Consider the following 24,437-nt stretch of genomic DNA (forward strand, 5'->3'; position numbering starts at 1 on the left):
CGCTCGCTGCACCACATGGGCGCGCGGGCCCAGCGGCGCCGTCCACGCGCTGCTGGTCGAGCCGAACACCGAGATCGTGAGCGCTCCGGTCGCTGCGGCGAGATGTCCGAGACCCGAGTCGTTGCAGACCACGGCGTACGCGCGCGCGCACAGGGCCGTCAGCTCGCCGAGCCCGGTACGCCCGGCCAGATCGATCGCGCCGGGGATCGCGGCTGCGACCTGTGCGCAGCGATCGGCTTCCGCGGCCGTTCCGCACACCAGCACGGTGAGCGCACGAGCCGTCAGTGCGCGGCCCACCTCGGCGAAAGACTCGGGCGGCCAGCACTTGGCGGGTCCGTAGATCGCTCCGGGGGCCACGATCGCCACACGGGCATCGCCCACCCTCGCGTGCGCCGCTGCCGCCCACTGAGGAACGACGGTCAGAGGCGGCAGCGCGACGGCGGGTGCGCCGAGGCTCGCGACCAGTTGGAGATATTCGCGACTCAAGTGCAGGTCACCGCGCGCACGCCGGCGGAGCGCCTCGGTCAGGAGCCAGGCTCGCGCATCGCCGCGAAACCCCACGCGACGACGTGCGCCGCAGCGCAGTGCCCACCACGCGCTCGAAAACGACGGCGGAAACACGATCGCGGCGTCCCACGGACCCATCTCCCGCACACGTGCCGGTCCCGACTCGGGGTCCCCGAGCGCCGCATCGGACTGCCAGACACCCTCGCCGCGCAGCAGCTCGAGGAGCGCACCCGGACCGACCACATGGCGGTGGGCGGCCGGCAGTGCTGCGGCGAGTGCCGCGAGCGCCGGTCGCGCCATGAGCGCATCTCCCAGCCAGTTCGGCAGCCGGATCAGCACGCGCCTCGGCGCCGCGCCGCCGCGGCTCATCGGATCAGTAGGAGCGGGCGAACAGCGCCCACGGCCGCCCACCCGCTTCGCTCGCGAAGCGCGACTGATCGAGCGGCATGCAGCGCATCGTGGCCATGGTTCGCGCCTTCACTTCGGCTTCGAAGCGCGCGTCGCCGTCCCACGGCACCGCGGCGTATCCGCGTTTCGAAGCGAAGTGCGCCTCGAGCGCCTCGAGCGTCGGGCAGAACGCGGTGTTCTCGTCCCGAAACTTGAGCGCGGCCTCGAACATGCCGTTCTGAATCTGGTCGAGCAGCACCGGCAAGCGTTGCGCCAGTTCGGCGAGCGGAATGCTTTCCTTGGCGCGTGAATCGCGCCGCACCGACATGACGGCGCGGTTCGCGACGTCTTTCGGGCCGACCTCGAGCCGCACCGGAACCCCGCGCAGTTCGTACTCGTTGTACTTCCAGCCCGGCGTGTATTGATCGCGCGCGTCGACGTGCAGCCGAACGCTCTCTCCCAGCGCTTCCTTCACGCGGTCGATGAACTCCATCACCGACACGCGGTCCTCGTCCTTGCGCCAGATCGGGATCACGACCGCCTGGATCGGCGCCACACGCGGCGGCATCCGAAGCCCCTGATCATCGCCGTGCGTCATCACGAGCCCACCGATCAGTCGCGTCGAAACGCCCCACGACGTTTGATAAACGTGCTGGCGCTTGCCGTGTTCGTCCTGGAACGTGATGTCGAACACCTTTGCGAAGTGCTGTCCGAGAAAGTGCGAGGTGCCGGCCTGCAGCGCCTTGCCGTCTCGCATCAGGGCCTCGATCGAGAAGGTCGCCGAGGCACCCGCGAACTTCTCGGCGTCGCTCTTACGGCCCGGCCACACCGGCATCGCGAGGTCGTTCTCGACGAAGTCGCGATACACCTCGAGCATCCGCAGCACCTCTTCCATCGCCTCGGTCTCGGTGGCGTGCGCCGTGTGCCCTTCCTGCCACAGGAACTCGGCGGTGCGCAGGAACAGGCGCGTGACCTTCTCCCACCGCATCACGTTGGCCCACTGATTGATGAGCACCGGCAGGTCGCGGTACGACTCGATCCAGCGCGAATACATGTGGCAGATGATCGCTTCGCTGGTCGGCCGGATGCAGTAGCGCTCCTCGAGCTTGTCGTTGCCGCCGTGCGTGACCCACGCGACTTGCGGCGCGAAACCGTCCACGTGATCGGCCTCGAGCTGCAGCAGCGACTCCGGAATCAGCAGCGGGAAGTACGCGTTCTGATGGCCGGTCGCCTTGATGCGGCGATCGAGCCGCTGCTGCATGTTCTCCCACAACGCGTAGCCGTAGGGACGGATCACCATCGAACCGCGCACCGGCGTGTAGTCGGCGAGCTGCGCCTTGCGCACCACCTCGTTGTACCAGCGCGAGAAATCGTCGCCCTGGTCGGTGAGCTCCTCGACGTAGGTCTTCTTGTCCGGGGTGCCGGTCACGCGGTTCTCCTGATGGGCGATCGCAGAACTTCGCGACGCGCGAACGGCCAGCCCGGGCGCGCCAGCGGAGTGAAAGGGCCGGGAGTATAGGACGGCGCGGCGAGCCCCCTCAACCGCGCGGACCGCCGCACCACCGCACGCCGCACGGAACGGACGCGGCGACGCCTCATCGGCTCAGCGCAAGACGATCAGCCGCCGGGTCGCGAGCGCGGTCGTTTTCGCACCGTCGATCAGACGTGCGAAGTAGACACCCTCCGGTACCCGTCGCCCCGCCGCGTCGCGCAGGTCCCATCGCAACTCGAACGCTCCCGGGGTGATCGGCAGCGCTCGCACGCGTCGGCCTCCCAGGTCGATGACCTCGAGGCGAGCGGCGCCACCTCCGGTCCCCGCGTGTCCCGCGAATCGAATCGACTCGCGGGCCGGGTTCGGAGACGGCGCGACGAGGCGCGGGCCGGCGAGATCGCCGGACGGCACGCCGACCGTTCCTTCGGCGAGCCGGTCCGCCGACCAGCGTCCCCCATCGGGAGTCACGACCGTCAACAACACCGCGCGCTCGAGCGGGGACGCGAACGGAAGTCGCACCCGACCCTCCACGTCGGTCGAGCCCCGCACCCACTCTCGGTCGTCGACGATCGCGCACACGCTCGCGCCCGGAACCGGCAGCGCGCCACGCGTGACCGCGAGCGCATACGACGTACTGCCCCGTTCCGCGGCCGGAGCTTCCACCGCGAACGCCGCGGCCGGCGGAGCGTAGAGCTGCGTCCCCGGATCCCCGAACAGCGTCAGGTCCATGACGTGCAGGCGATGCGCTCCATCGAAGATCGCGAACGGAATGAACCCGAGCAGCGCCTCGGCGTGTGCCACTCCGATCGCCGGTGCTGCAGGCCCGAACGCAGCGTTCATGAAGGCTCCGAGGTACTGAGGCGTTGGCGATGCGAATGTGTAGTTCGAGGGTGCGATGCACGCCACCGCTCCGCCGGTCGGGGTGCGGACCCAGCGCTCGGCCACACAGTCGGCCGTGAAGTCGCCGGTGTGCGAGCCCCATAGCCAGCCACGCGTGAGCACCCGACCATTCGTGGTGGCCGCCAGGTCGTCGCCGGTGATCAAGTCGGGTCCGACCGTGATGAACTCCTGAGTGCCATGCGTGATGGCCGCGACGAAGTCCGCGCCGTCTTCGAGCGCGTCGAGCACCGCGTCATGCGAGAGCGGTAGCGCATCCGGCCAGTTCGGATCGGGAACGTTCTGATAGAGCCGGGTGATCTCGATGTCGGGATGCGCCGTGAGCGTCGGGATCACCGACTCGGCGTAGGGCGCGCCATCGATGACCGGTGGAGTCCCCGGGGTCCACGGGAATGGATACAGCACCTCGGCCGCGAGCACCGCCCGGAATGGTCTCGCGACCACCGGCTCGAAGCTGGCGAGCAGCGTTTTGCCGACGAAGGCGCGCGCCTCCGCCGCCGAGCGAACCGGGGCGCGGCCGAGCCACAGCCGCGGCGTCAGGTCGACGCTGTCACCGGGCGCAGACGGTGAAGCGTAGGCCTCGCCGAAGATCCCGTTGAGATTGTCGTCCCAGTCACCGCCGCGGGTTGCGAAGTAGAGGTCGCTCGCGAAGTCGAGTCCGCCGAGGAACGCGCTGTGCACCTGGCGCGCCGGAACCCACGGCGCATCACCGCCGAGCAGCACCCATTGAGTCCCCCACTGCGTGGACGCGTCGTTGAGGAACATCCGGACCCGCTCCGCATCGTCACGGCCGGAAGGATACTCGGCGACGATTTCCTCGAGCGGCTTCACGACCGCGGGGACACCGTAGCGAGTTTTCCAGTGAGCAAGCCGCTGGAACTCGGACGCGAATGAGGACGGCGTCACGATCACGTAGGCGGCGGGCTGCCCCAGCACCGGCCCGGGCGGCAGAGATCGAGCGTGCGCAGCAGAGGCGGCGAGCACCAGCAGGAACGGTGCAATCCGAAGCGTCACGAGGCGCGACGCGCGAGACCACGCGAATGCAATCACGTTGGAGTCCCCCGGTTCGGTGAGCGTTGGAATCGAAGCGCATTCCGTGAACCCGGGTAGCCAGCGGCGTTCGCATGTCTCCGGGGAGGACGACGGGCTCGAGGCGACGGGCGGCCGAGAGCCGGCCCGCCACGCGTCACGGAGTATCCGACTCCGGAACGCGCGGAGAAAGCACTTTTTCGACCGCGGTCAGGACCTGGGCGGGCTGAAGCTCCCGCATGCACCGGAAGTGCGACAGCGGACACTCCGTGCGGCCGTGCAGCGTGCAGGGCTGGCATGGTTCGTTGCGGCACAACACGATGTGACCGGCCCCCGCCGGCGCGAAACCGAGCACCGGCGAAGTGCTGCCGAACAGCGCCACCACCCGAGCACCCCGCGCCGCCGCCACGTGCATGAGCCCGGTGTCGTTGGTCACCGCTCCCGCCGCGTGCGAGACCAGCGCTGCCATGCGGGCGAGCGGCTCGCTGCACCAGCGCGCATCGGCGGCCGACTCGACGTGCTGCGAGAGCTCGGGGAGCGAGCGCCGTTCGCGAGCCAGCGACAGATAGAGGCGCGGCCGGCCGAGTGCCGCGAGCGAACGATCGAGCGCGATCCAGTGTTCCTGCGGCCAGCGCTTGGTGAAGTGGTGAGCCGCGGGACAACACACGATCGGTGCCGTCGCGGGCGACCATTGCGTCATCCAGTCGGCCGCCCATTGCTCCGCCGCATCCCCGCACGCCAGCCGAGGCGATGCGGTCGGAGTCACACCGAGCGACGCGAGCGCTTGCGCGTAGCGTTCGAGGGCCGACGGGACCGGTGCGGGCCCCGACCAGCGCGCCCGCACCCAGCGTCCGCGTCTCAGTCGGTAGGACGGAGCGGACAGGATGGGAGCCTTCTGACGCCAGGTCAGCACTCGCGTCCGTACGCTGCGGTGCAGATCCACGATCAAGTCGGACGCTTCCATCTCGGCGCTCATCGAGATCAGGTCCTCGATACGCCGCGCATCCGGGTCGAGGCTTCGCACGTGCGCGATGGCGGGATCGAACCGCACCGCGTCTGCGAATTCTTCCTTCACCCAGAAGCGCAGGTGAGCACTCGGAAACGCTGCGGCGAGCGCGTGAACCACGGGCAGGGCGAGCACCACGTCGCCGAGCGACGAGAGTCGCAGGATCTCGATGCGCCGGAATCCGCCGTCGGGGATGGCAATCGCGCCCGCCCGCTGCGCCACCGGTCAGGCCACGAACTGGAGGTCGTAGAGGCGACGGTAGGGCCCGTCCTGGCCGAGCAACTCGCGATGGGTGCCGCTCGCGACCACGCGACCGGCCTCCAGAACCACGATGCGATCGGCGTGCTGAACGGTCGAGAGCCGGTGCGCGATGACCAGCACCGTGCGGTCCTGCATCAGCCGTTCGAGTGCCTCCTGCACCAGCCGCTCGCTCTCGGCGTCGAGCGACGAAGTCGCCTCGTCCAGCAGCAGGAGCGGCGCGTTGCGCAGGATCGCACGCGCGATCGCGATCCGCTGGCGCTCCCCGCCCGACAGCGTCAGCCCGCGCTCGCCCACCAGGGTCGCGTAGCCGTTCGGAAGTCGACGAATGAACTCGTGCGCATGGGCCGCCTCAGCTGCGGCCTCGATCGCCGCGTCGGTCGCCTCGGGCGTTCCGTAGGCGATGTTGTTGCGCAGCGTATCGTGGAACAGGAAGGTCTCCTGCGTCACCACCGCCAGCTGCGCGCGCAGCGATGCCATCGTCAGGTCACGCAGGTCCACGCCGTCGATCGTCACCCGGCCCGCACTCGGATCGTGGAAGCGCGGGATCAGATCCATCGCCGTGCTCTTGCCCGCGCCACTCGAGCCGACCAGTGCCACGACCTCCCCGCGTCTCACCTCCAGCGACAGGTCGCGCAGTACTTCGTTCTCGCCGTCGTAGGCGAACCGTACGTGCTCGAAGCGAATGCGGTCCCGCAACGGCCCCAGCGCGCGAGCCCCCGGCCGATCGGTGACGTCGGGCGCGGTGTCGAGGACATCGAACACGCGCTTCGCGGCCGAGAGTCCCTGCTGAATGTTCGTGTTCACGTCGGCGAGGCTGCGAATCGGCGATACCGTGCTCACCAACGCGATCACGAACAGCATGAACTGATGCGGAGCGAGCGTTCCGCGCACGAAGATCTCGCGTGCGCCGAGCCACAGCATGCCGACGGCGACCGCGACCAGCACGACCTCGGACAACGGCCGAGCGGCCGCCGCGACTCTCCGCATGCGCACGTAGGCGTGATTGAAGTCGGCGTTCGCGCGCGCGAACCGGCGCGCCTCGTGCGCTTCGCCACCGAACGCCTTGATGACGCGCGCGCCTGCAAACGCCTCCTGCAGCATCGCGGCGAGGTCCCCCATCCGCTCCTGCGACTGCGTAGAGCGGCGGCGCATCTGGCGTCCGAGCGTGCCGATCAGCCATGCCGCCGGCGGCAGGATCACGAGCGACAGCAACGCCAGATGGCCCGAGACGTAGAACGCGATCGCGAGTCCGCCGAGCAGCGTGAGCGCATCCTTGACCAGCGTGCTGGTCGAGGCGGCGAGTGCCATGCGGAGGTACTCGAAGTCGTGGGTGAGGCGTGCCACCAGGTTGCCGGTGCGCCGTGCGTGGTAGAAGGACAGCGAGAGTCGTTGCAGATGGCGCTGGAGGTCGCCACGCAGGTCCCGCAGCGCAGCCTGTTCGACCGCGACCATGAGAAAGCTCTGCAGATAGTCGGCGAGGTTCTTGATCAGGATCACCACGAGCAGCAGCAGGCAGATGCGGCTCACCGCGGCGAGCGGCGGCAGCCCGAGCAGGCTGCGCTCGACGCGCGCGCGCGCGATCTGCGGCCACCGTGCGATCCGCGACAACTCGAACGACTCGGCGGCGATGGCGAGCGTCGACTCGCGTGCGCGTCCTTCGGCCGCACTCGCGATCCCCGCCCGCTCAGGACCGGTCACCCTCGCGGCCTCAACGGAACCCGGCGGCGGCCCGATCGGCGCGCGGGTGGCGGTTCGACCGCGCTCGAACATCACCTGCAGCAGCGGCGACACCATGCTGATCGTCACGGTGGAACTCACCGCATAGATCAGCATCCAGAACATCGCGATCAGGAGCCGTGCACGATAGGGCGCGAGATAGCCGAGCAGCCGAAGGTAGAGCTTCACGCCGGATCTCCGGGCCCCGGGTCACGCGGCGCTTCGCGCGCCGCGGGCCGCACCGACTCGCGCAACGCACCGAGCAGGTCCGGGCCGGCATCGAAGTCTTCACGGCGATCCTCGGGACGCGTGAACAACTGCCCCTCCTCCACCAATTGAAAGACGATCGCGCCGATGTCCGATGACGTTCGCACGCCCCACTCCTCGAACACCGTCGAGGCGAGCGGGCCGAACTCGGATCGTGCCAGCGAGACGACGCCCTGCACCAGTTCCTGTCCGCTCAAATGGCGGCGTTCGGGGTCGTTGCGGCGCGACTCCGGCAAACCCACCACGGTGGCGCTGAGCGCCGCGAGTACGAATCCATAGGCCTCGCGCCGAAAACGGTCGTCGTGATCGCGGATGCGTTCCACCGCGTCCCAGAAGGTGTCGTCGAACGGACTCATGCGTCCTCGCGTGTCGAAGGCGCGACCTTAGACCGCACGACCGGGCGGCTCAAGTCGCCCGCTTGCGGCGACTGCGCGACCGCTGCGACGCCCGCGGCGCGACGATCGCCTTCGCACGCACGCGAGAGTCGCGGCGCAATCGTGCGACCGGTCGCGGGTGGTCGAGGTTCTGATGGAGTCCGCGACTCTCCGCGCGGCCGCGTGCGCACCGCACGATCAGCTCGCCGACCAGAGCGATGTTGCGGAGTTCGACCAGATCCGGTGTCAGCCGCAGCGTGCGATAGGCGCGCTCGATTTCCTCGCGCAACAGCGCGAGTGTGCGTGACGCGAACTCGAGTCGCTGATCGGTGCGAACGATCCCGACCAGATCCCACATCACGCGCCGCACCGCGTCCCAGCCGTGATCGAACACCACGCTCTCGAGCGCCGGCCGCGTGCCGAGCTCGCTCCACGCCGCGGCACGCGGCAGCTTCGGTACCCGCCGCACCCGCCGCACCACTTCAGCGGCCCCACGATGGGCGCCGACCAGCGCCTCGAGCAGCGAATTGCTCGCGAGCCGGTTCGCGCCGTGCAATCCCGTGCAGGCGACCTCGCCGATCGCGAACAGACCGGCCAGGGCGGTGCGGCCGTCGAGCCGCGCCTCGACGCCCCCGCACATGTAGTGCGCCGCAGGCACCACCGGGATCGGCTCGCGGGCCAGATCGAGCCCGAATCGTCCGAGTGCCGCGACGATGTTCGGAAACCGCGCGCGGATCTGGCGAGCCGGGCGGTGCGTGATGTCGAGCAGCACGTGCGAGTCGCCGCGGCGCTTCATCTCGCGATCGATCGCCAGCGCCACCGTGTCGCGTGGCGCCAGCTCGGCATCGCGGTGATAGCGCGACATGAAGCGCTTGCCGTCGAGTGTGCGCAGCACCGCCCCTTCGCCTCGCAGGGCCTCCGTGAGCAGGAACGATTTGGCGAGCGGGTGGTAGAGACAGGTCGGATGGAACTGCACGAACTCGAGATTCGCGAGCGGGACGCCGGCGCGATACGCCATTGCGAGGCCGTCGCCGGTCGCGATGTCGGGGTTCGTGGTGTAGAGGTAGACCTTTCCGCATCCACCGGTCGCCAGCACTGTCGCCCGCGCGGTGACGGGATGGATGCGCAGCGTCTCGCGATCCATGACGTACGCGCCCCAGCACTGGTCTCGCCCGCCCGGATGTCGTCCTCGCAGGCGCGACTCGAGAATCAGATCGACCGCCAGCGCACCCTCGACCAGCTGGATACGCGGATGCTGACGCACGCGATCGAGCAAGGTCAGTTCGATCGCCCGCCCCGTCGCGTCGGTCGCGTGAACGATCCGGCGGCGCGAGTGGCCGCCTTCGCGGCCGAGCGCGAATCCCCGCCCGGTGCGGTTGAATCCGACGCCCAGCGCATCGAGCTCGCGCACGCGATCGGGCGCCTCTTCCACCACTGCCCTCACCACGTCCGAATGGCACAGCCCGGCGCCGCATGTCAGCGTGTCGCGGGCGTGTGCGGCGAACGAGTCGCCGCGCTCGAACACCGCGGCGATCCCGCCCTGCGCATACTGGGTGTTCGAGTCGCGATCACCCTTCTTCGTCATGATCAAGACGTCGGCGTGCGCGGCCGCTCGCAGCGCGAGCGTCAACCCCGCGATGCCGCTGCCGAGAATCAGGATGTCGGTGCTGCGTGCCTTCATGACGACTCCGCTTCGAACACGCGCCGCTCCGCCTGCTCGCCGCCACTCACCCACTGCCACGTCACCTCGACCACCCCGATCGCCTCGCGATCGAGCGGCCACCGCACCGCATCTTTGGCGGTCAGGCAGAGTACCGCGCCTTCGCGTTCGGCGGCGTCCTGCTCCGCGGCAGCGTCGCGTGGTGTGAACCAGTGGTGATCAGGTCGCGTGGAGAGTGCGGTGACCTCGAACCCCAGCTCCCGTGCGGTCTCGGCCACCGCGTTCGGGTTGCCGGTTGCGGTCAGGACACGCACCCGTCTTCCGCTCGGCAGCGATTGGCCGCCGAGTCGAATGCCGAGCGCCGCGTGACGCGCAACGGCGAAGTGCGCAGCGGGCGCCCACGCACGCGCCGCCTCGACCACCCGTGCGACATCGAGGTCGCGAGGGGCGCGCGTCAGGACCACCACACCCGCACGCTGAAGGGCTCGCCACGGCTCGCGCAATCGGCCCGCGGGCAGGAGGTGCTCGCGCCCCAGCGATTCACGCGCGTCGAGCAGCACCACATCCAGATCTCGTTTCAACCGCCAGTGCGAGAAGCCGTCGTCGACCAGCACCAGCCGATTCCCGCTCGCCGCCGCGCGATGCGCGAGCAGCCGCTTCGAGCGTCCCGAGAACACGCGCGATTCGCCACACGCCGCGCGATACAGCAGGGTCTCGTCCCCGAGTCCGGCCGGGCCGGGGCGATAGTCGCGTGCCACGATCGCGTGCTCGATTCCGAGTGAGCGAGCGCGAGCCGCCAGATGCAGAGTCAGTGTGGTCTTTCCGGTGCCGCCGACCGACAGATTGCCGATGCTCACCACTCGCGCCGCCACCCGTTCGGGGCGGAGCCACCCGCGCGCATACGCCGCGCGCCGCGCCTCCCAGCCGGCCTCGTAGACCGCCGAGGCGACCGCCCTCAACCGGCGACTCAAACCGGCCACAGCTTCCACCGTGCGAGATTCAGGAGTGCTCGCGAAACGGCACCTCGCTCCGCCGCCGCCACGCTCGAGGCGCGCAGGGCGAGCGCCTGTCGCCATTCAGGGTCCGCGAGCAGCCGCCCGATCGTTGCGACGATCGAATCGACGTCGCTCACCTCCGCGAGCGCCTCACCTGCCCGCAGCGCAGACACCGCTTCGAGCTGGGTTTCGTGATGAGGCCCGAACACCACCGCGGCCCCGGCGGCGGCGGCTTCGAGCGGGTTGTGCCCCCCGAACGGCACCAGCGAACCACCCACGAACGCCACGTCGGCCACCGCGTAGTACTGCGAGAGCACCCCCAGGCGCGCGTCCCAGCGCCATGCCGCGGGGTCCAATCCTTCGAGACCCGCCTCGGTGCGCAGTCCGGCTTCGGCATTCGGGTGTCGGGGCACCGCCACCACCTGCCACTCGCGGGTGCGCTCGGTTGCGAGCTTCCTCCACGCCTGCGCCAGCAGGCCCGCTTCACCCGGCCGCACGCTGCCGAGCACGAGCACGGGACGGTCCGCCTGAAGCCCGAGTGCTCTCCTGGCGGCCTCACGGTCGGCGGCGGGACGCGGCAGTCCGTCGTTCTTCAAGTTGCCGATCACCGCGATGCGTTCAGGATCGGCGCCCAGCACTCGCCAGCGCTCGGCGTCTTCACGGGTCTGGGCGAGTACCCAGCTGGTGTCGTGCACCAGCCGCGCGGCTTCGCTGCCGAGCCAGCGATAGCGCACCAGTGAACGCTCCGAAAGCCGTGCACTCACGAACGCGACGGGAACACCGAGCAGGCGGGCCCGCTCGAGCCACCGAAACCACAACTCGGTCTCGATCACGAACAGCCGCCGCGGGCGCATGGTTTCGAAACTGCGGCGGGTGGCGTTCGGAGTGTCGAGCGGCGCCAGGCGCGCCTCCAATCCACGCGATCGCAGGCGCGCGCGTGCACTCACGGTGGTGGTCGTGACGGCGATCGACGCCCGCGGAGCCTCGCGACTCAGCCCCTCGATGAGTGCCGCGGCTGCGAGGCTCTCACCCATCGACGCCGCGTGCACCCATGCGTCGATCGGCGCGGGGGCGGCACTGCGTCCGCGCCGCTCCGGCCAGTGCGCCCGCTCGACCCCCGTGAGCGCGAGGCCCGCGAGCGGCTCGATGAGTCCGGCACACGCGGTGAGACCGCGGTACGCGAGCCAGCCCGCGCTCACCGTTCGCCGGCCCGTTCCGAGGCGCGGCGCTGCACGGTCTGCATCTCACGCTCGAGGCGCACGCGCTGCACTTCGGTCGCCGACGCATCGAGCTCACGCGGCACCGCCAGCGCCTCACTGTATTCGATCACCACCCGCGCGAACGGACGCGGAACCCGGAATCGGTCCCACGATCGGAACACCCAGCTGCTCGAGGCGGCGGTCGCGATCACGATCACGGGCAGTCCGGTTCGGGACGCGGTATGCACCAGCCCTTCCTTCACCTGCTCGGCGGGACCGCGTGGACCGTCCGGGGTGATCGCGAGGAGGTGACCGCGCCGCGCCCAGCGGAGCAGTTCCCTCAGGCCGCGGGTTCCGCCACGCGTGCTCGAGCCGCGCGCCGTCTCGAAACCAAGGTGCTCGATGATCTGAGCGATCACCTCGCCATCCCGATGCTGACTCACCAGCACTGCAATGCCGCGCGCGCGATGCGTGTAGACCAGCGGCAACAGCCGCGCATGCCAGAACGCGAACAGGCAGCGGGACTCGCCCGCCAGCTCGCGCTCGCGTTCGACGACACCGAAGCGTTCGATCCGCCACGTGGCACCGAGTACGCGCACCAGTCCAGCTCCGAGCCACGCCGCCGGACCGAGCCACCACGGGTGGCGCACCGACTCCGCCTCGGTCTGGGCCGCGTGCGACACGCGTGTCCGCTCCGGTTCCGTCACGACGCCAGCTCCCATAGCACGCGTGCTGCGCCCTGCGCCGCACCCCCGTGACCGAGACGTTCTCGCACGCGCGCGAGCCGCTGCACGCACGCCGCACGCTGAGTCGGATCATCCAGCCACGGCACCAGCAGTGCCATCAGCCGCTCCGGCGTGAGGGCATCCTGCACCAGTTCGGGAACGACATCCTCCCCGGCGACGATGTTCGGAAGTCCGATGCGCCCGATCGTCACCAGCCGCCGGGCCAGCAGGTAATTGAGCCAGCCGGTGCGGTAGAGCACCACGAGCGGAGTCGCGAACAGCGCGGTCTCGAGCGTCGCGGTGCCCGAGGCGACCGCACACGCGGTCGCCGCCTGCTGAATGGCGTGGGTCCGTCCCTCGATCACGTGAAGCCGCGGACCCGACGCGCCTCGCAACGCCGGATCGTCCCGCATGCCGGGTGCGCATGCCACGACCGCGTGAAGGTCCGCACGCGAGCGCTGCAGCTCGCGCGCCGTCTCGAGCAGCGGCGCCAGGTGGCGTGCCAGCTCCTGGCGCCGACTGCCCGGCAACAGTCCGAGCAACCGAGCGGTGTCGGGAATGCCGAGCGAGCGCCGCAATTCGTCGGGCGAAACTTCGGCGTGCAGGTCGTCGAGCAGCGGGTGGCCGACGTAGGTCACGCGCACCCCGGCGTTTCGGAAGATCGCCTCCTCGAACGGGAAGACGACCGCGAGCGCATCCACCCACCGCGCCATCTCGCGCGCACGTTCCGGGTGCCAGGCCCACACCTGCGGCGCGATGTAGTAGAACACCTTCGCGCCACGCGCCTTGAGTTCGGGTCCGAGCCGCAGGTTGAAGCCCGGATAGTCCACCAGCACCACGGCGTCGGGTCGCGACGCTTCGTAGGCTCGCAACACGCGGTCGCGCGCCGCGAACAATCGCGGCAGCCGCGCGAGGATGCCCGAGAAGCCGATCACCGCGAGATCTTCGGCACGCTCCAGCGCCGCCACGCCGCAGGCCCGCAGCTCGGGGCCCGCGATTCCTTCCCAGCGCGCGGCTCCGATGCGACTCACCGCCTCCACGAGTCGCGCGGCATGGCGATCTCCTGAGGCCTCTCCGGTGACGATGAGAAATCGCTTCGTTAAGTCGTCGACCACTGAACGGCCCGGCGCTTCATCGAGTCCCGCACGGCTTCGGCCACGCGCAACGCCTCGCGCCCTGCCCATGCCGAAGCTGCCCCCTCGCCGCCACCTCGGATCGAACGCACGAACGCTTCCAGCTCGAGACGCAGCGGTTCGCCCGGGGCGACATCGAGACTCGAGCGTGTGATGCCCGGCAACGATGCGATCGGACCCGCCGGGACGCCGCTCGCATCGCCACTCCCGCCGATTCCGGCGGCGCGCGCCATCCCGATGAGGCGTCGCACCGTTTCGAGATCGACGCGCACCAGCTCGCCGGTCTTCTCGAACAGGTCGACCGACACGTAGGTCTCGGAGGTGAAGAAGCGGATGCGCCGCAGCCGCTCCTGAGAGACACGGCTCGCGGTCAGATTCGCGACGCAGCCATTCGCCCACTCGAGGCGCGCGTTCGCGATGTCCTCGTTCGGGGACAGCACCGCCACCCCGACCGCGGAGACATGCTCGGGCGCCGAGCCCACGAACTGCAGCACTGCGTCGATGTCATGGATCATGAGGTCCGACACCACGTCGATGTCGAGCGAGCGGGGCTGGAACAGCGCCAGTCGATGGCCCTCGATGAACTTGGCTTCGCGCACGTGGGGACGCGCCGCCAGCAGCGCGGGATTGAAGCGCTCGACCTGCCCGACCTGAAGCAACCGACCGGCGCGCTCGGCGGTCGCGATCATCGAATCAGCCTCGACGACGGTGACCGCCATCGGCTTCTCGACCAGCACGTGACAGCCGGCCGACAGTGCACGCTCGGTCGCCGCGCGGTGCGCGATCGTCGGCACCGCGACCGAGATCGCGTCGCAGCCGGCGAGCAGCGCGTCCGGCGTTTCGAACGCGCGCACGCCGTGCGCGAGCGCGACGGCGGCGGCGCGATCGGCACGCTCGTCGAACACTCCGACCAGCTCCACGTCGACGCCGCGCCCGTAGAGGTCGTGGTAGACGCGTGCGTGTTTCTCGCCCCACGCTCCGACTCCCCACACCCCGGCCCGCACCTTCATGCCGCCTCCTTCACCGGTGGATCGCTCGATCCGTGCCGGCGACGCCGACTACCGAGTGATGCCCCGCGCCGAGGTTTCGACGAAGTGCGCGAGGCGTTCGATCTCGGCGATTTCGCCGAGCTCACCGCGCATCTGCGCGACGGCCTGCGCCGCGGTGAGCCCGCGCCGGAAAAGCAACCGGTAGGCCTTCTCGAGCGCCTGAATGCTCGCGGCGCTCACTGCGCGGCGCTCGAGTCCGATCGAATTCAGTCCCGCCATGCGCGGCGGATTGCCGGCGACCTTCACGAACGGCGCGACGTCCTGCGAGATGCGTGAGCCACCGCCGATCATGCAATGGGTGCCGATGCGCACGAACTGATGCACCACCGATCCGCCACCCACGATCGCCCAGTCCTCGATCAGCACGTAGCCCGCGAACTGCACGGCGTTCGCGACGATCACATGGTCGCCGAGCTGGCAATTGTGCGCCACGTGCGAGTACGCCATCAGCAGGCAGTGGCTGCCGATCCGGGTCGTCGCTTCGGGTTCAGTGGCGAGATTTGCGGTCATGTACTCCCGGCATTCGGTCTGATCTCCCACCACCAAGTAGGAGCGCTCGCCCTTGTACTTGAGATCCTGCGGCGCGCTGCCGAGCACCGCGCCGTGATGGATGCGACACTCCCGTCCGATCGTGGTCCACCCGGCGAGCAGGGCGTGCGATCCGATGGTGGTGCCGTCGCCGATCGTGACGTGGGGTCCGATCACCGCACCGGGACCGACCGTCACGCCGATGCCGAGCTGCGCGGCGGGGTCCACGAACGCCCCGGAGTGAACCTGAGTGGCGACCGTCACGTGGCGCGCCGGTCCACGATCATCGCGAGCAATTCGGCCTCCGCAACCAGCTGCCCGTCCACGAAGGCCTCGCCGCGAATCTTCGCGGTGCCCTTCTTCTGTTTGATCAGCGTGAGCACGAAGCGCAGCTGGTCGCCCGGCGTCACCGGGCGGCGGAACTTCGCCTTGTCGATGCCCATGAAGTACATGAGCTTGCCCTCGGGACTCTCGACCGAGTGCAACAGCAACATTCCGCCCACCTGTGCCATCGCCTCGAGGATCAGCACCGCGGGCATGATCGGATGGCCCGGGAAATGACCCTGGAAGAACGGCTCGTTGATGGTGACGTTCTTGATCCCCTCGGCTCCGTGTCCCTCGTCGAGTCGCGTGATGCGGTCCACGAGCAGGAATGGATAGCGGTGCGGGAGCAGATCCATGATCGCGGTGATGTCCCACTCCTCGGGCGCCGCTCCGGGGCGGCGGCCGGGCAGCGGCAGCACCTCGCGCACGCGCTTGACGAACGCGACGTGACTCTGATGGCCGGAACGATGCGCGATGACGTGCCCCTGCACCGGCCCTCCGAGCAGCATCAGATCACCGAGCAGGTCCAGCACCTTGTGGCGTACGAACTCGTCCGGGAAGCGCAGCGGCTCCGGGTTGAGGATCCTGTCGCTTCCAACCACGATCGCACTCTCGAGCCGGCCGCCACGAATCCAGCCGGCCTGTCGCAGCAACTCGAGATCGCGCTCGAGCACGAAGGTTCGCGCCGGGGCGATGTCGGTCAGGAAGGACTTGGGATCGACATCGAAACACATCGACTGCGTCCCGATGAGCGGATGGTCGTATTCGACCGTGAAAGTGATGCGGAATCCCCGGTACGGCACCGCGCGCACCGTGACGTCACCCTCCGACCACTCGACCGGGCGCGTGATCTTGACGTGGCGGCGCGGACGGTCCTGATCGACGAGTCCGGCTTCCTGCAGCGCCTGCGCGAACACCAGCGCGCTGCCGTCGGCCGGCTCGGGACTCTCCATGGCGCTCTGCTCGATCGTCAGGTTGTCGACCCCCATGCCCGCTGCCGCGGCGAGCACGTGTTCCATGGTGTGAATCTGGACCCCGTGCTCCTGCAGAATCGTGCGGCGACCCGCCGCGGGATCGAAGTGCGCGTTCTCGGCGCGCACCTGGACGGTCGGGTGTCCGGGCAGATCGGTGCGCACGAAACGCACCCCGCTCGCGGTCTCGGCCGGCTTGAACGTGAGCGTGCAATGGGCGCCGGTGTGGAGCCCGACGCCTTCGAGCGAGACCGCGCGCGCGATGGTGCGTTGCGGATCGCCGATCACGAGACCTCCTCGCGCGATTGCTGTTTCTCGAGCTTCTCGACGCGTTCTTCGAGCGCGCGAGCGCGCTGGAACAGCAGAGGCAGCCGCTGCAACAGCGCCGCGATGCGCTTCCAGGCGGAGTGAGAGATCGCCGGATAGCCGCTCACCGTCGCGCCCGCCGGTACCGATTGCGTGACCCCCGATTTGCCCGCCACCACCGCCCCCTTGCCGATCGTGAGATGCCCGGCGATTCCCGCCTGGCCGGCGACCGTCACGTAGTCACCCAATACCGTGCTGCCGGAGATGCCGACCTGCGCGACGACGATGCCGTGCTCGCCGATCACGACGTTGTGCCCGATCTGGACCAGATTGTCGATCTTGGTGCCGTTGCCGATCATCGTGCTATGGGTCGTGGCGCGATCGACGGTGGAATTGGCGCCGATCTCGACATCGTCGCCGATCACCACGTTACCGACCTGCGGCACCTTGTGATAGCGCCCACCGTCGAGCGCGAAACCGAATCCATCACTGCCGATGACGACGCCGGGATGGAAGATGCAGCGCGCGCCGATGCGGCAATCCTCGCGCACCACGACATGAGGCCACAGGAGCGTCTCGTCACCGATCGTCACGCGTGGCCCGACGACGCAGCCGCCCATCAGCGTGACGCGTGCTCCGAGCACCGCACCCGCGTCGACGATGCAGTGCGGCCCGATCGAGACGTCGGCCCCCAGCACCACGTCGGGGGCGACCACGGCGCTCACGTGCACCCCCTTGGCCTGCTGATCCTCGTGCGGGCGAAAGATCCGCACCAGCCGCTGATAAGCGAGATACGGATTCGCGACCAGCAACAGCGGCTTTCCCGCCGAACGGGTCCCGGCCACGCAGATCACCGCGGAGGCACGGGTCTCGTCGAGGTAGGCGTCGTAGCGAGAATTCGCGAGGAACGTGATGTCGCCGGGTTCTGCTTCCTTGATGCCCGCCACGTCCCGGATCTCGATCGAACCGTCGCCGACCACCTCGCCGCCCAGTTCGGCGGCCAGCTCCGCCAGCGTGCGGTGCGTCATGCGCGTGTCCTCCCTAGTTCGGCGCGGACGTGGACGTGCGGGTCGCCAGCTCCACCAGCACCGCGTTCGTCAGGTCGAGCGACCGATCTGCGAACAGGATGATGCCGCTCGAGGTGTCGAGCACCAGCGTGAGCGCCTGATCGGTCGCGAGCTTCTCAACCACCTCGCGAATCTGGCGCACGATTTCGCGCGTGCTCTGCTCGTTCTCCTGCGCCGCGCGTCCCTGCGGGCCCCAGATGTCCTGAACGAACGCCTCGTACTCGGACACCGCCTTCTGCAGCGCTTCGTCCCGCTCCTGACGGCGCGCGGTCGAGAGGATCGGCGACTGCTCACGCACTTCGGTCCGCAGCTTCTCGACCGCCTTCTGCTTCTCGGCCGCTTCGTCCTGCCACGCCTGGATCTGACGATCGAAGCGCTGTTGCGCTTCCTGGGCGAGCTTGAAATCTCGGAAGATGCGCGCCGAGTCGATGAACCCGACGCGCAGGTCGCCGCTCGCCGCGTGCGCCGGTTGCACGCCGACGGACACGAGCAGCAGTGCGGCGAGCAGCGCGAGTCGGATGCCGAGTCGTCTCACCATGGGGGTCGTCAGAAGCTCGCAGGTCCGAGGAGGAAGTGTCCGACCCAACGCGGTCCGTCGTCGCGGTCGAACCCGTATGCGTAGTCGAAGCCGACATTGCCGAGAATCGGAATCTCGAGTCGCACGCCGGCGCCGGCGCCGAACTGCAGATCGAGCGGGCGGTACTGCTTGACGAAGTTCCACGCATTTCCGGCGTCCAAGAACAACACACCGTGCAACGGATGGGCAATCGCGAACTGCTGCTCGATCGTCCACGCCGTCATCCAGCGGCCGCCGGGATAGCGAGTGCGAGACGTGTTGTAGACCACCCTGCCGCTGTCGGCACCGGTCGTGACCGTATCGATCGCGACCTGCACGTCGCGGACGTTCTCGCGCGGAACGATCTGATAGTCGTCGTAGCCGCGCAGGGGATCCAGCGTGGTCCCCCCGCCGAGCCGGAAGCGCTCATAGGCAGGCACCTCGCGACGCTGATCCTGGTACTCGCCGACGAAGCCGATCCGTCCCTTGAGCATGGTCGTGACGCCCTTGAGCAGCGACGGCAGATACGCCCGGCCTTCGGCGCGCTGCTTGTTGAAGTTCACGGAACCGCCGAACGGACCGCCCGCGAATTCGCTGCTGCCGGTCAGCCGCGTGCCTTTCTTGGGATAGAACGGATTGTCGGTCGAGTTGCGCATGAAGCCGAGCTCGACCGAGCTGGTGCGCGTGGGTTCATTGAACTTGACGCCGCTCAGCAACGCCTGTTGTTCGGGCGTGAGCGCCACGTCGCCTTCTCGAATCGTCACGTCCTCGAGCCGGTAGGAGACCGTTCCGCGCGAGTAGTCGGGCCACGGCAGCGGACGCCCGAGCCTCACCGACGCGCCGACGCGCTTCTCGTCGTAGATGTCACGGGCACGTTGCGAGTTGAACACGCTGATCCCGAGCAGTGTCGGCGAGCCGCGAAACCACGGCTCGGTGAAGCTCAGGTAGTAGTCCTCCCGCTCGGCGCCGCGCTCGAGGTGCAGCTGAAGCGCCTGTCCGTTTCCGAGTACGTTGTTGTGCCCCAGCTCGACGAAGAACGTGAAGCCGGTCTCACCGGTGTAGCTGGCGCCTGCCGAGGCCGTACCGACGCTCTTCTCCTTCACGCGCAGCGTGAGGTCGACGTCGGTGCTGTCGGCGGGCTGGAAGTCGATGTCGACGTTTTCGAAGAATCCGAGCCGCATGAGGTCGCCCTGCGAACGCACCAGCGCGGAGCGCTTGAAGCGATCGCCTTCGCGCACGTCGATCTCGCGGCGAATGACATGTTCGCGGGTGCCGCGATTGCCTTCGATCTGGACGAAGCGGACGTTCGAAGGCCGCCCCTCGGAGATCGCGAACGAGACGTCGACGGTGTCGCCGCGCACGGTCTCGAGCGGCTCGACGCCGAGGTAGAGGTAGCCGCGCTCCGCATACTCGCCGTAGGTCTCCGCCTGCGCGCGCTGGATGCGCGAGCGGTCGTAGACCTCGGCCGGACGCCGCTTCCACAGGTTCTCGAGCTCCGTGGTCTTGAGCACCGTCGCGCCCGACCACTGGACGTCGCCGAGCACGTAGCGCGGACCCTCCTCGATCGTGACCACCAGCGTCAGCGCGCGTGCTTCGGTTCCCGGATCGGTTCGGACGTCCGTCACGCGTGCATCGCGATAGCCATGATTGTGGTAGTAGCCCTCGAGCTTCTCGCGGTCCTCCACGAACGACTCGTCCTTCAACTGGCCGCCGCCCAGCAGACCCTTCGGCTTGGTCACCAGGGACTTGCGGAGCTTCTTCGATTCGAAGGCGTGCACCCCTTCGAATCGCACCTGGGTGATGCGGAGCCGCTCGCCCTCGCTGATGCGGAGCCGCAGCAGGACACCCCCGGCCTGTCCAGCGGTGTCCGATTCGACCTGAACGGTCGCGCGAGGAAATCCTTCGTCGCGGTACCACTGGCGCAGGGTGTCCAGCTGATGGTTCGCCGCGACACCCGAGAACGCCTCGCCGACGCGCAGGAATACCTTCTTCTCGATCTCCGAGGTCTCGCGCTTCTGGTTGCCGACGATCTCGACCTTCGTGATGTGCGGTCGCTCCTTCACGATCACGATCAGATCGACGACTTCGCCGTGCTCCGCCGTCTGCACCTCGACGTCTTCGAGCAATCCGAGGGCGTAGAGCTTGCGCACCCCACGGCGAACCGCCTCTTGCGAGAATCGGCTGCCGGGAGCGACTTCGAAGGAGCGCAGGATGCGCTCGGTATCGGTATGCGAGTTGCCCTGCACCGTGACCTGTCCGACCCGACGGTCGGCGATCGACGGCGCGGTGGCGACGCTGTCCGCGGCGCCCGGCGCTCCCTGAGGGAAGGCCGGGGCCGCGAATCCGATGGAAAGAACGGCCGCGAGGACTCCGGTCTTAAGCGGCGGGAACCACCGGAACCGGGTGAGGAGCCGGATGGAAGTCCAGCTCGTCCCCCTTGCGCTCGACGCGGACCATGGCGCCCGCCGGGAGCTGTCCGCGGAGCATGAACTCCGAGAGTGGATCTTCGAGGTGCCGTTGGATGGCGCGGCGAAGGGGACGTGCTCCGAGTGAAAGGTCGAACCCCTTGTCGATGAGCAACTCCGTCGCTTCAAGGGAGAGGTCGAGATGGATTTCCTGCGCAATCAGCCGCTCCTTCAACTGGATGAGCAGGATTCCGACGATTGCCCGCATGTTCTCGCGCGTGAGCGCCTGGAACACGATCACGTCGTCGATCCGGTTGAGGAATTCCGGATTGAAGGCGCGCTTGAGTTCGTCCTGAACCGTGCTCTTGATGGCCGCAAACTGCTGGGTACCGGTTTCCGCCGACTTGAACCCGAGGTGCTTGCCGCCCGAGACGATCTGACGGCCACCCAGGTTCGACGTCATGATGATGACGGTGTTCTTGAAGTCGACCCTGCGGCGGGAGCTGTCCGTGAGGACGCCGTCGTCGAGCACCTGGAGCAGGACATTGAACACATCCGGGTGTGCTTTTTCAATCTCGTCGAGCAGCACCACCGAATACGGCTTGCGGCGCACCTTCTCCGTGAGCTGCCCGCCCTCCTCGTACCCCACATACCCGGGCGGTGCTCCCACCAGCCGCGAGACCGAGAATTTCTCCATGTATTCGGACATGTCGACGCGGATCAGGGCGTCTTCGTCGTCGAACACGAACGCCGCCAGCGCACGCGCCAGCTCGGTCTTTCCGACCCCGGTCGGCCCGAGGAAAATGAACGAACCGATCGGGCGTCGCGGATCGCGCAGCCCGACTCGATTGCGGCGCACCGCTCGCGAGACCGCGCCGACCGCTTCGTCCTGCCCGACCACCCGCTTGCGCAGTTCATCTTCCATGCGCAGCAGTTTCTGGGTCTCCTCCTCGGCGAGCTTCACGACCGGGATGCCGGTCATCACCGAGACCACCGCCGCGATCATCTCCTCGTCGACCTGCACTTCCTTGTCGCGCTTCGACTCGGCCCACGACTTCTTGAGCTCGTTGCGGCGGGCGCGGTAGTCCTTCTCCTTGTCGCGCAGTCGCGCGGCCTTTTCGTACTCCTGACCGCGAATCGCCGCTTCCTTCTCCTTGATGACCTCCTCGAGCTTCTTCTCGAGTTCGTGGATCTCGCCCGGCACGGTGCTGACCGAGAGGCGCGCGCGTGCGCACGCTTCGTCGATGACGTCGATCGCTTTGTCCGGGAAGAAACGGTCGTTCATGTACCGGTCGGCGAGCTTGACGGCCTGCACCAGCGCGTCGTCGGTGATCTTGACGCCGTGATGGGCCTCGTACTTGTCGCGCAGTCCGGTCAGGATCTGAATGGTGTCCGCAACACTCGGCTGATCCACCATGACGGGCTGGAAGCGCCGCTCCAGTGCGCCGTCTTTCTCGATGTACTTGCGATACTCGTCGAGCGTGGTCGCGCCGATGCACTGCAGCTCGCCGCGCGCCAGCGCCGGCTTCAGCATGTTCGAGGCGTCGATCGCGCCCTCGGCTCCGCCCGCTCCGACGATGGTGTGCAGCTCGTCGATGAAGATCACGGTGTCCTTGGACTCCCGGATCTCGTTCATGACGGTCTTCAGCCGTTCCTCGAACTGCCCGCGATACTTGGTACCCGCGACCACTGCGGCGAGGTCGAGCGTCACGATGCGCTTGGAACGCAGGCTCTCGGGCACCTGGCCCGAGATGATGCGCTGGGCGAGGCCTTCGGCGATCGCGGTCTTGCCGACCCCCGGCTCGCCGATCAGGACCGGATTGTTCTTCTTGCGGCGCGACAGCACCTGGATGACGCGCTCGATCTCCTTCTCGCGTCCGATCACCGGATCGAGTTTGCCGTCGCGCGCGAGCTGGGTGAGGTCGCGCCCGAACTGATTGAGCGCCGGCGTTTCGGGGCGCTCCTCGCGCTCGCCGCTTCCGGACGACGACGGAGTGCCGCCGAGCAGCTTGAGCGTCTCCTCCCGGACCCGCTTGCGATCCACGCCGAGTTCGAGCAGCACCTTCGCCGCCACGCCCTCGCCCTCGCGAATCAGGCCGAGCAGGAGATGCTCGGTGCCCACGTAGTTGTGTCCGAGCGAGCGCGCCTCCTCGACCGCCAGTTCGAGCACGCGCTTGGCGCGCGGCGTGAACGGAATCTCGCCGATCGTCATGGTGCCGCCCGAGGCACTCACCATGTTCTCGACTTCCTGACGGATGCGGTCGAGGTCGAGCCCGAGGTTCGCAAGCACCGTCGCCGCGATGCCCTCGCCCTCGCGAATCACGCCGAGCAGCAGGTGTTCGGTGCCGATGTAATCGTGCTGGAGACGCGCGGCTTCCTCACGGGCGAGATAGATGACCTTGCGTACGCGTTCCGTGAACTTGTCGTGCATGGTTTCCTCGGCGACGAGAGATCGAGTCTCCGACTCCCCGGTCGCAGCTCCTCCCTGAGGTCAGCCTTCTCCACCCGTCGCACGTTCGCTGGCGGCGAGCCGCTCGCGAACGTACCGGGCACGGACGACGTTGCGCTCGTCCGCCCCGAGCTCTCCACCGGCGCGCTGCTGCAGGTGGGCGGGCTGAGTATGAACGAGCATTTCATTCAGCACTGCGATCGGCGGCAACCCCTCGATGCCGAGTGACACTCCGAGGCGAACCGCCGAGCACAGATTGATGACTTCCTCCGACGACGCGCTGCGACAATGCCGCAACAACCCGTAAGCGCGCCACACCTTGTCCTCGATCTGGACGCGCGCATCGCGCACCAGTCGCTCGCGCGCGCGTTCCTCGGCCTCGAGAACCTGGCGCGACACCCGCTCCAGACTCTCGATCGAGTCCTGTTCGGTGCGGCCGAGCGTGGTCTGGTTCGAGATCTGGAACAGGTTTCCCATCGGCGCGCTGTGCTCACCATAGAGACCGCGCACGTTCAATCCGACCTGCGTGATGCCGGTGATGACCTTTTGGATTTCCTTGAGCAGCACCAGTGCCGGCAGGTGGATCAGCACCGAGGCTCGCATGCCGGTCCCGGTGTTCGTCGGGCAGGCGGTCAGGTAACCGATCTCCTCCGAGAACGCGAACTCGAGCGAATCGTCGAGGTCATCGTCGGCGCGCTCGACCGCGGCGTAGGCGTCGTGGAGCTGGAATCCGGAGGCCAGCGACTGGAGCCGCACGTGGTCTTCTTCGTTGATCATGATCGACAGGCGCTCCTCGCGGCCGATCAGCAGGCCACGCGGTCGCGCGTCACGTCCCATTTCGTGGCTCACCAGGTGCCGCTCGACCAGGACCTGCCGCTCGATCTCGGACAGCGTGTCCATCCGCAGCAGCCGGCCACCGGCGAGCGCCCCCGCCTGCTCGGCCGCTCGCACCACACTGCCGAGCACGCCCTGCAGCTGCTCGTCGCGCGCGCGGTGAGTGAAGGGAACGTTTGCGAGGTTGCGCGCGAGCCGCACCCGCGTCGACACCACGCGGTCGCCGAACGGCCCGCTGCCGTCGAGCCACGGGCTCGGACCGGCGGCGCGATGATCGAATCCGGCTGCGTCGTTCATGGC

General features: G+C 68.4%; 19 protein-coding genes. All 19 read right to left on the reverse strand.

Going from position 1 to position 24,437, the window contains the following annotated elements; translation table 11 throughout:
• Positions 1–876: glycosyltransferase family 9 protein (locus HOP12_07215; protein ID NOT33944.1), on the reverse strand; the 876-nt coding region annotated here is incomplete at its 3' end.
• 4 nt (positions 877–880) lie between these two features.
• On the reverse strand, positions 881–2,323 hold the full coding sequence (locus tag HOP12_07220; GenBank protein NOT33945.1) for a proline--tRNA ligase: 1,443 nt from the start codon (positions 2,321–2,323) through the stop codon (positions 881–883).
• A gap of 174 nt (positions 2,324–2,497) precedes the next feature.
• Positions 2,498–4,297, reverse strand: coding sequence for a hypothetical protein (locus tag HOP12_07225; protein ID NOT33946.1), 1,800 nt, complete (start codon positions 4,295–4,297; stop codon positions 2,498–2,500).
• A 172-nt stretch (positions 4,298–4,469) separates the two neighbouring features.
• Positions 4,470–5,540, reverse strand: a complete 1,071-nt coding sequence (locus tag HOP12_07230; protein ID NOT33947.1) for a glycosyltransferase family 9 protein — start codon at positions 5,538–5,540, stop codon at positions 4,470–4,472.
• A 3-nt stretch (positions 5,541–5,543) separates the two neighbouring features.
• Positions 5,544–7,484 (reverse strand): ABC transporter ATP-binding protein, encoded by a 1,941-nt coding sequence (locus HOP12_07235; GenBank protein NOT33948.1) that lies wholly within the window; start codon positions 7,482–7,484, stop codon positions 5,544–5,546.
• The gene (locus HOP12_07240; GenBank protein NOT33949.1) at positions 7,481–7,918 is read right to left on the reverse strand and encodes a hypothetical protein; all 438 of its coding nucleotides are present in this window, start codon (positions 7,916–7,918) and stop codon (positions 7,481–7,483) included. Before HOP12_07240 ends, HOP12_07235 begins: the two co-directional genes overlap by 4 nt.
• Positions 7,919–7,967: 49 nt before the next feature.
• The gene (gene nadB / locus HOP12_07245) at positions 7,968–9,617 is read right to left on the reverse strand and encodes an L-aspartate oxidase (protein ID NOT33950.1); all 1,650 of its coding nucleotides are present in this window, start codon (positions 9,615–9,617) and stop codon (positions 7,968–7,970) included.
• Positions 9,614–10,555 carry a tetraacyldisaccharide 4'-kinase gene (gene lpxK / locus HOP12_07250; GenBank protein ID NOT33951.1) on the reverse strand — a complete coding sequence of 314 codons (942 nt, stop codon included), beginning with the start codon at positions 10,553–10,555 and terminating at the stop codon, positions 9,614–9,616. Before lpxK ends, nadB begins: the two co-directional genes overlap by 4 nt.
• Before the next feature lie 8 nt (positions 10,556–10,563).
• Positions 10,564–11,790, reverse strand: a complete 1,227-nt coding sequence (locus tag HOP12_07255) for a hypothetical protein (GenBank protein ID NOT33952.1) — start codon at positions 11,788–11,790, stop codon at positions 10,564–10,566.
• Positions 11,787–12,473, reverse strand: a complete 687-nt coding sequence (locus HOP12_07260) for a lysophospholipid acyltransferase family protein (GenBank protein NOT33953.1) — start codon at positions 12,471–12,473, stop codon at positions 11,787–11,789. Before HOP12_07260 ends, HOP12_07255 begins: the two co-directional genes overlap by 4 nt.
• A 20-nt stretch (positions 12,474–12,493) precedes the next feature.
• Positions 12,494–13,630, reverse strand: a complete 1,137-nt coding sequence (gene lpxB / locus HOP12_07265) for a lipid-A-disaccharide synthase (protein ID NOT33954.1) — start codon at positions 13,628–13,630, stop codon at positions 12,494–12,496.
• Positions 13,615–14,658, reverse strand: coding sequence for a Gfo/Idh/MocA family oxidoreductase (locus HOP12_07270; GenBank protein NOT33955.1), 1,044 nt, complete (start codon positions 14,656–14,658; stop codon positions 13,615–13,617). The genes lpxB and HOP12_07270 overlap by 16 nt, the downstream gene beginning before the upstream one ends.
• 48 nt (positions 14,659–14,706) lie before the next feature.
• Entirely contained in the window at positions 14,707–15,489 is a 783-nt protein-coding gene (lpxA, locus tag HOP12_07275) for an acyl-ACP--UDP-N-acetylglucosamine O-acyltransferase (GenBank protein ID NOT33956.1), read from the reverse strand.
• Positions 15,486–16,808, reverse strand: a complete 1,323-nt coding sequence (locus HOP12_07280) for a bifunctional UDP-3-O-[3-hydroxymyristoyl] N-acetylglucosamine deacetylase/3-hydroxyacyl-ACP dehydratase (GenBank protein ID NOT33957.1) — start codon at positions 16,806–16,808, stop codon at positions 15,486–15,488. The genes lpxA and HOP12_07280 overlap by 4 nt, the downstream gene beginning before the upstream one ends.
• A complete protein-coding gene (lpxD, locus tag HOP12_07285; GenBank protein NOT33958.1) occupies positions 16,805–17,854 on the reverse strand; it encodes a UDP-3-O-(3-hydroxymyristoyl)glucosamine N-acyltransferase in 1,050 nt (349 codons plus the stop codon). Before lpxD ends, HOP12_07280 begins: the two co-directional genes overlap by 4 nt.
• 13 nt (positions 17,855–17,867) lie before the next feature.
• The gene (locus HOP12_07290) at positions 17,868–18,431 is read right to left on the reverse strand and encodes an OmpH family outer membrane protein (protein NOT33959.1); all 564 of its coding nucleotides are present in this window, start codon (positions 18,429–18,431) and stop codon (positions 17,868–17,870) included.
• 8 nt (positions 18,432–18,439) lie between these two features.
• Positions 18,440–20,695, reverse strand: coding sequence for an outer membrane protein assembly factor BamA (bamA, locus tag HOP12_07295; protein NOT33960.1), 2,256 nt, complete (start codon positions 20,693–20,695; stop codon positions 18,440–18,442).
• 130 nt (positions 20,696–20,825) lie between these two features.
• Positions 20,826–23,285, reverse strand: coding sequence for an ATP-dependent Clp protease ATP-binding subunit (locus tag HOP12_07300; GenBank protein ID NOT33961.1), 2,460 nt, complete (start codon positions 23,283–23,285; stop codon positions 20,826–20,828).
• 60 nt (positions 23,286–23,345) lie between these two features.
• On the reverse strand, positions 23,346–24,437 hold a 1,092-nt coding region (locus HOP12_07305; GenBank protein NOT33962.1), incomplete at its 5' end, for a protein arginine kinase.

The sequence above is a fragment of the Candidatus Eisenbacteria bacterium genome (assembly GCA_013140805.1).
GTDB lineage: Bacteria > Eisenbacteria > RBG-16-71-46 > RBG-16-71-46 > RBG-16-71-46 > JABFRW01.

Excerpts from the sequence above, each read along its gene's own strand:
- HOP12_07290 (NOT33959.1), bottom strand. The coding sequence starts at position 18,431 with ATGGTGAGACGACTCGGCATCCGACTCGCGCTGCTCGCCGCACTGCTG.
- HOP12_07270 (NOT33955.1), bottom strand. The coding sequence starts at position 14,658 with ATGAAGGTGCGGGCCGGGGTGTGGGGAGTCGGAGCGTGGGGCGAGAAA.
- HOP12_07240 (NOT33949.1), bottom strand. The coding sequence starts at position 7,918 with ATGAGTCCGTTCGACGACACCTTCTGGGACGCGGTGGAACGCATCCGC.
- nadB (NOT33950.1), bottom strand. The coding sequence starts at position 9,617 with ATGAAGGCACGCAGCACCGACATCCTGATTCTCGGCAGCGGCATCGCG.
- lpxD (NOT33958.1), bottom strand. The coding sequence starts at position 17,854 with ATGACGCACCGCACGCTGGCGGAGCTGGCCGCCGAACTGGGCGGCGAG.
- HOP12_07300 (NOT33961.1), bottom strand. The coding sequence starts at position 23,285 with ATGCACGACAAGTTCACGGAACGCGTACGCAAGGTCATCTATCTCGCC.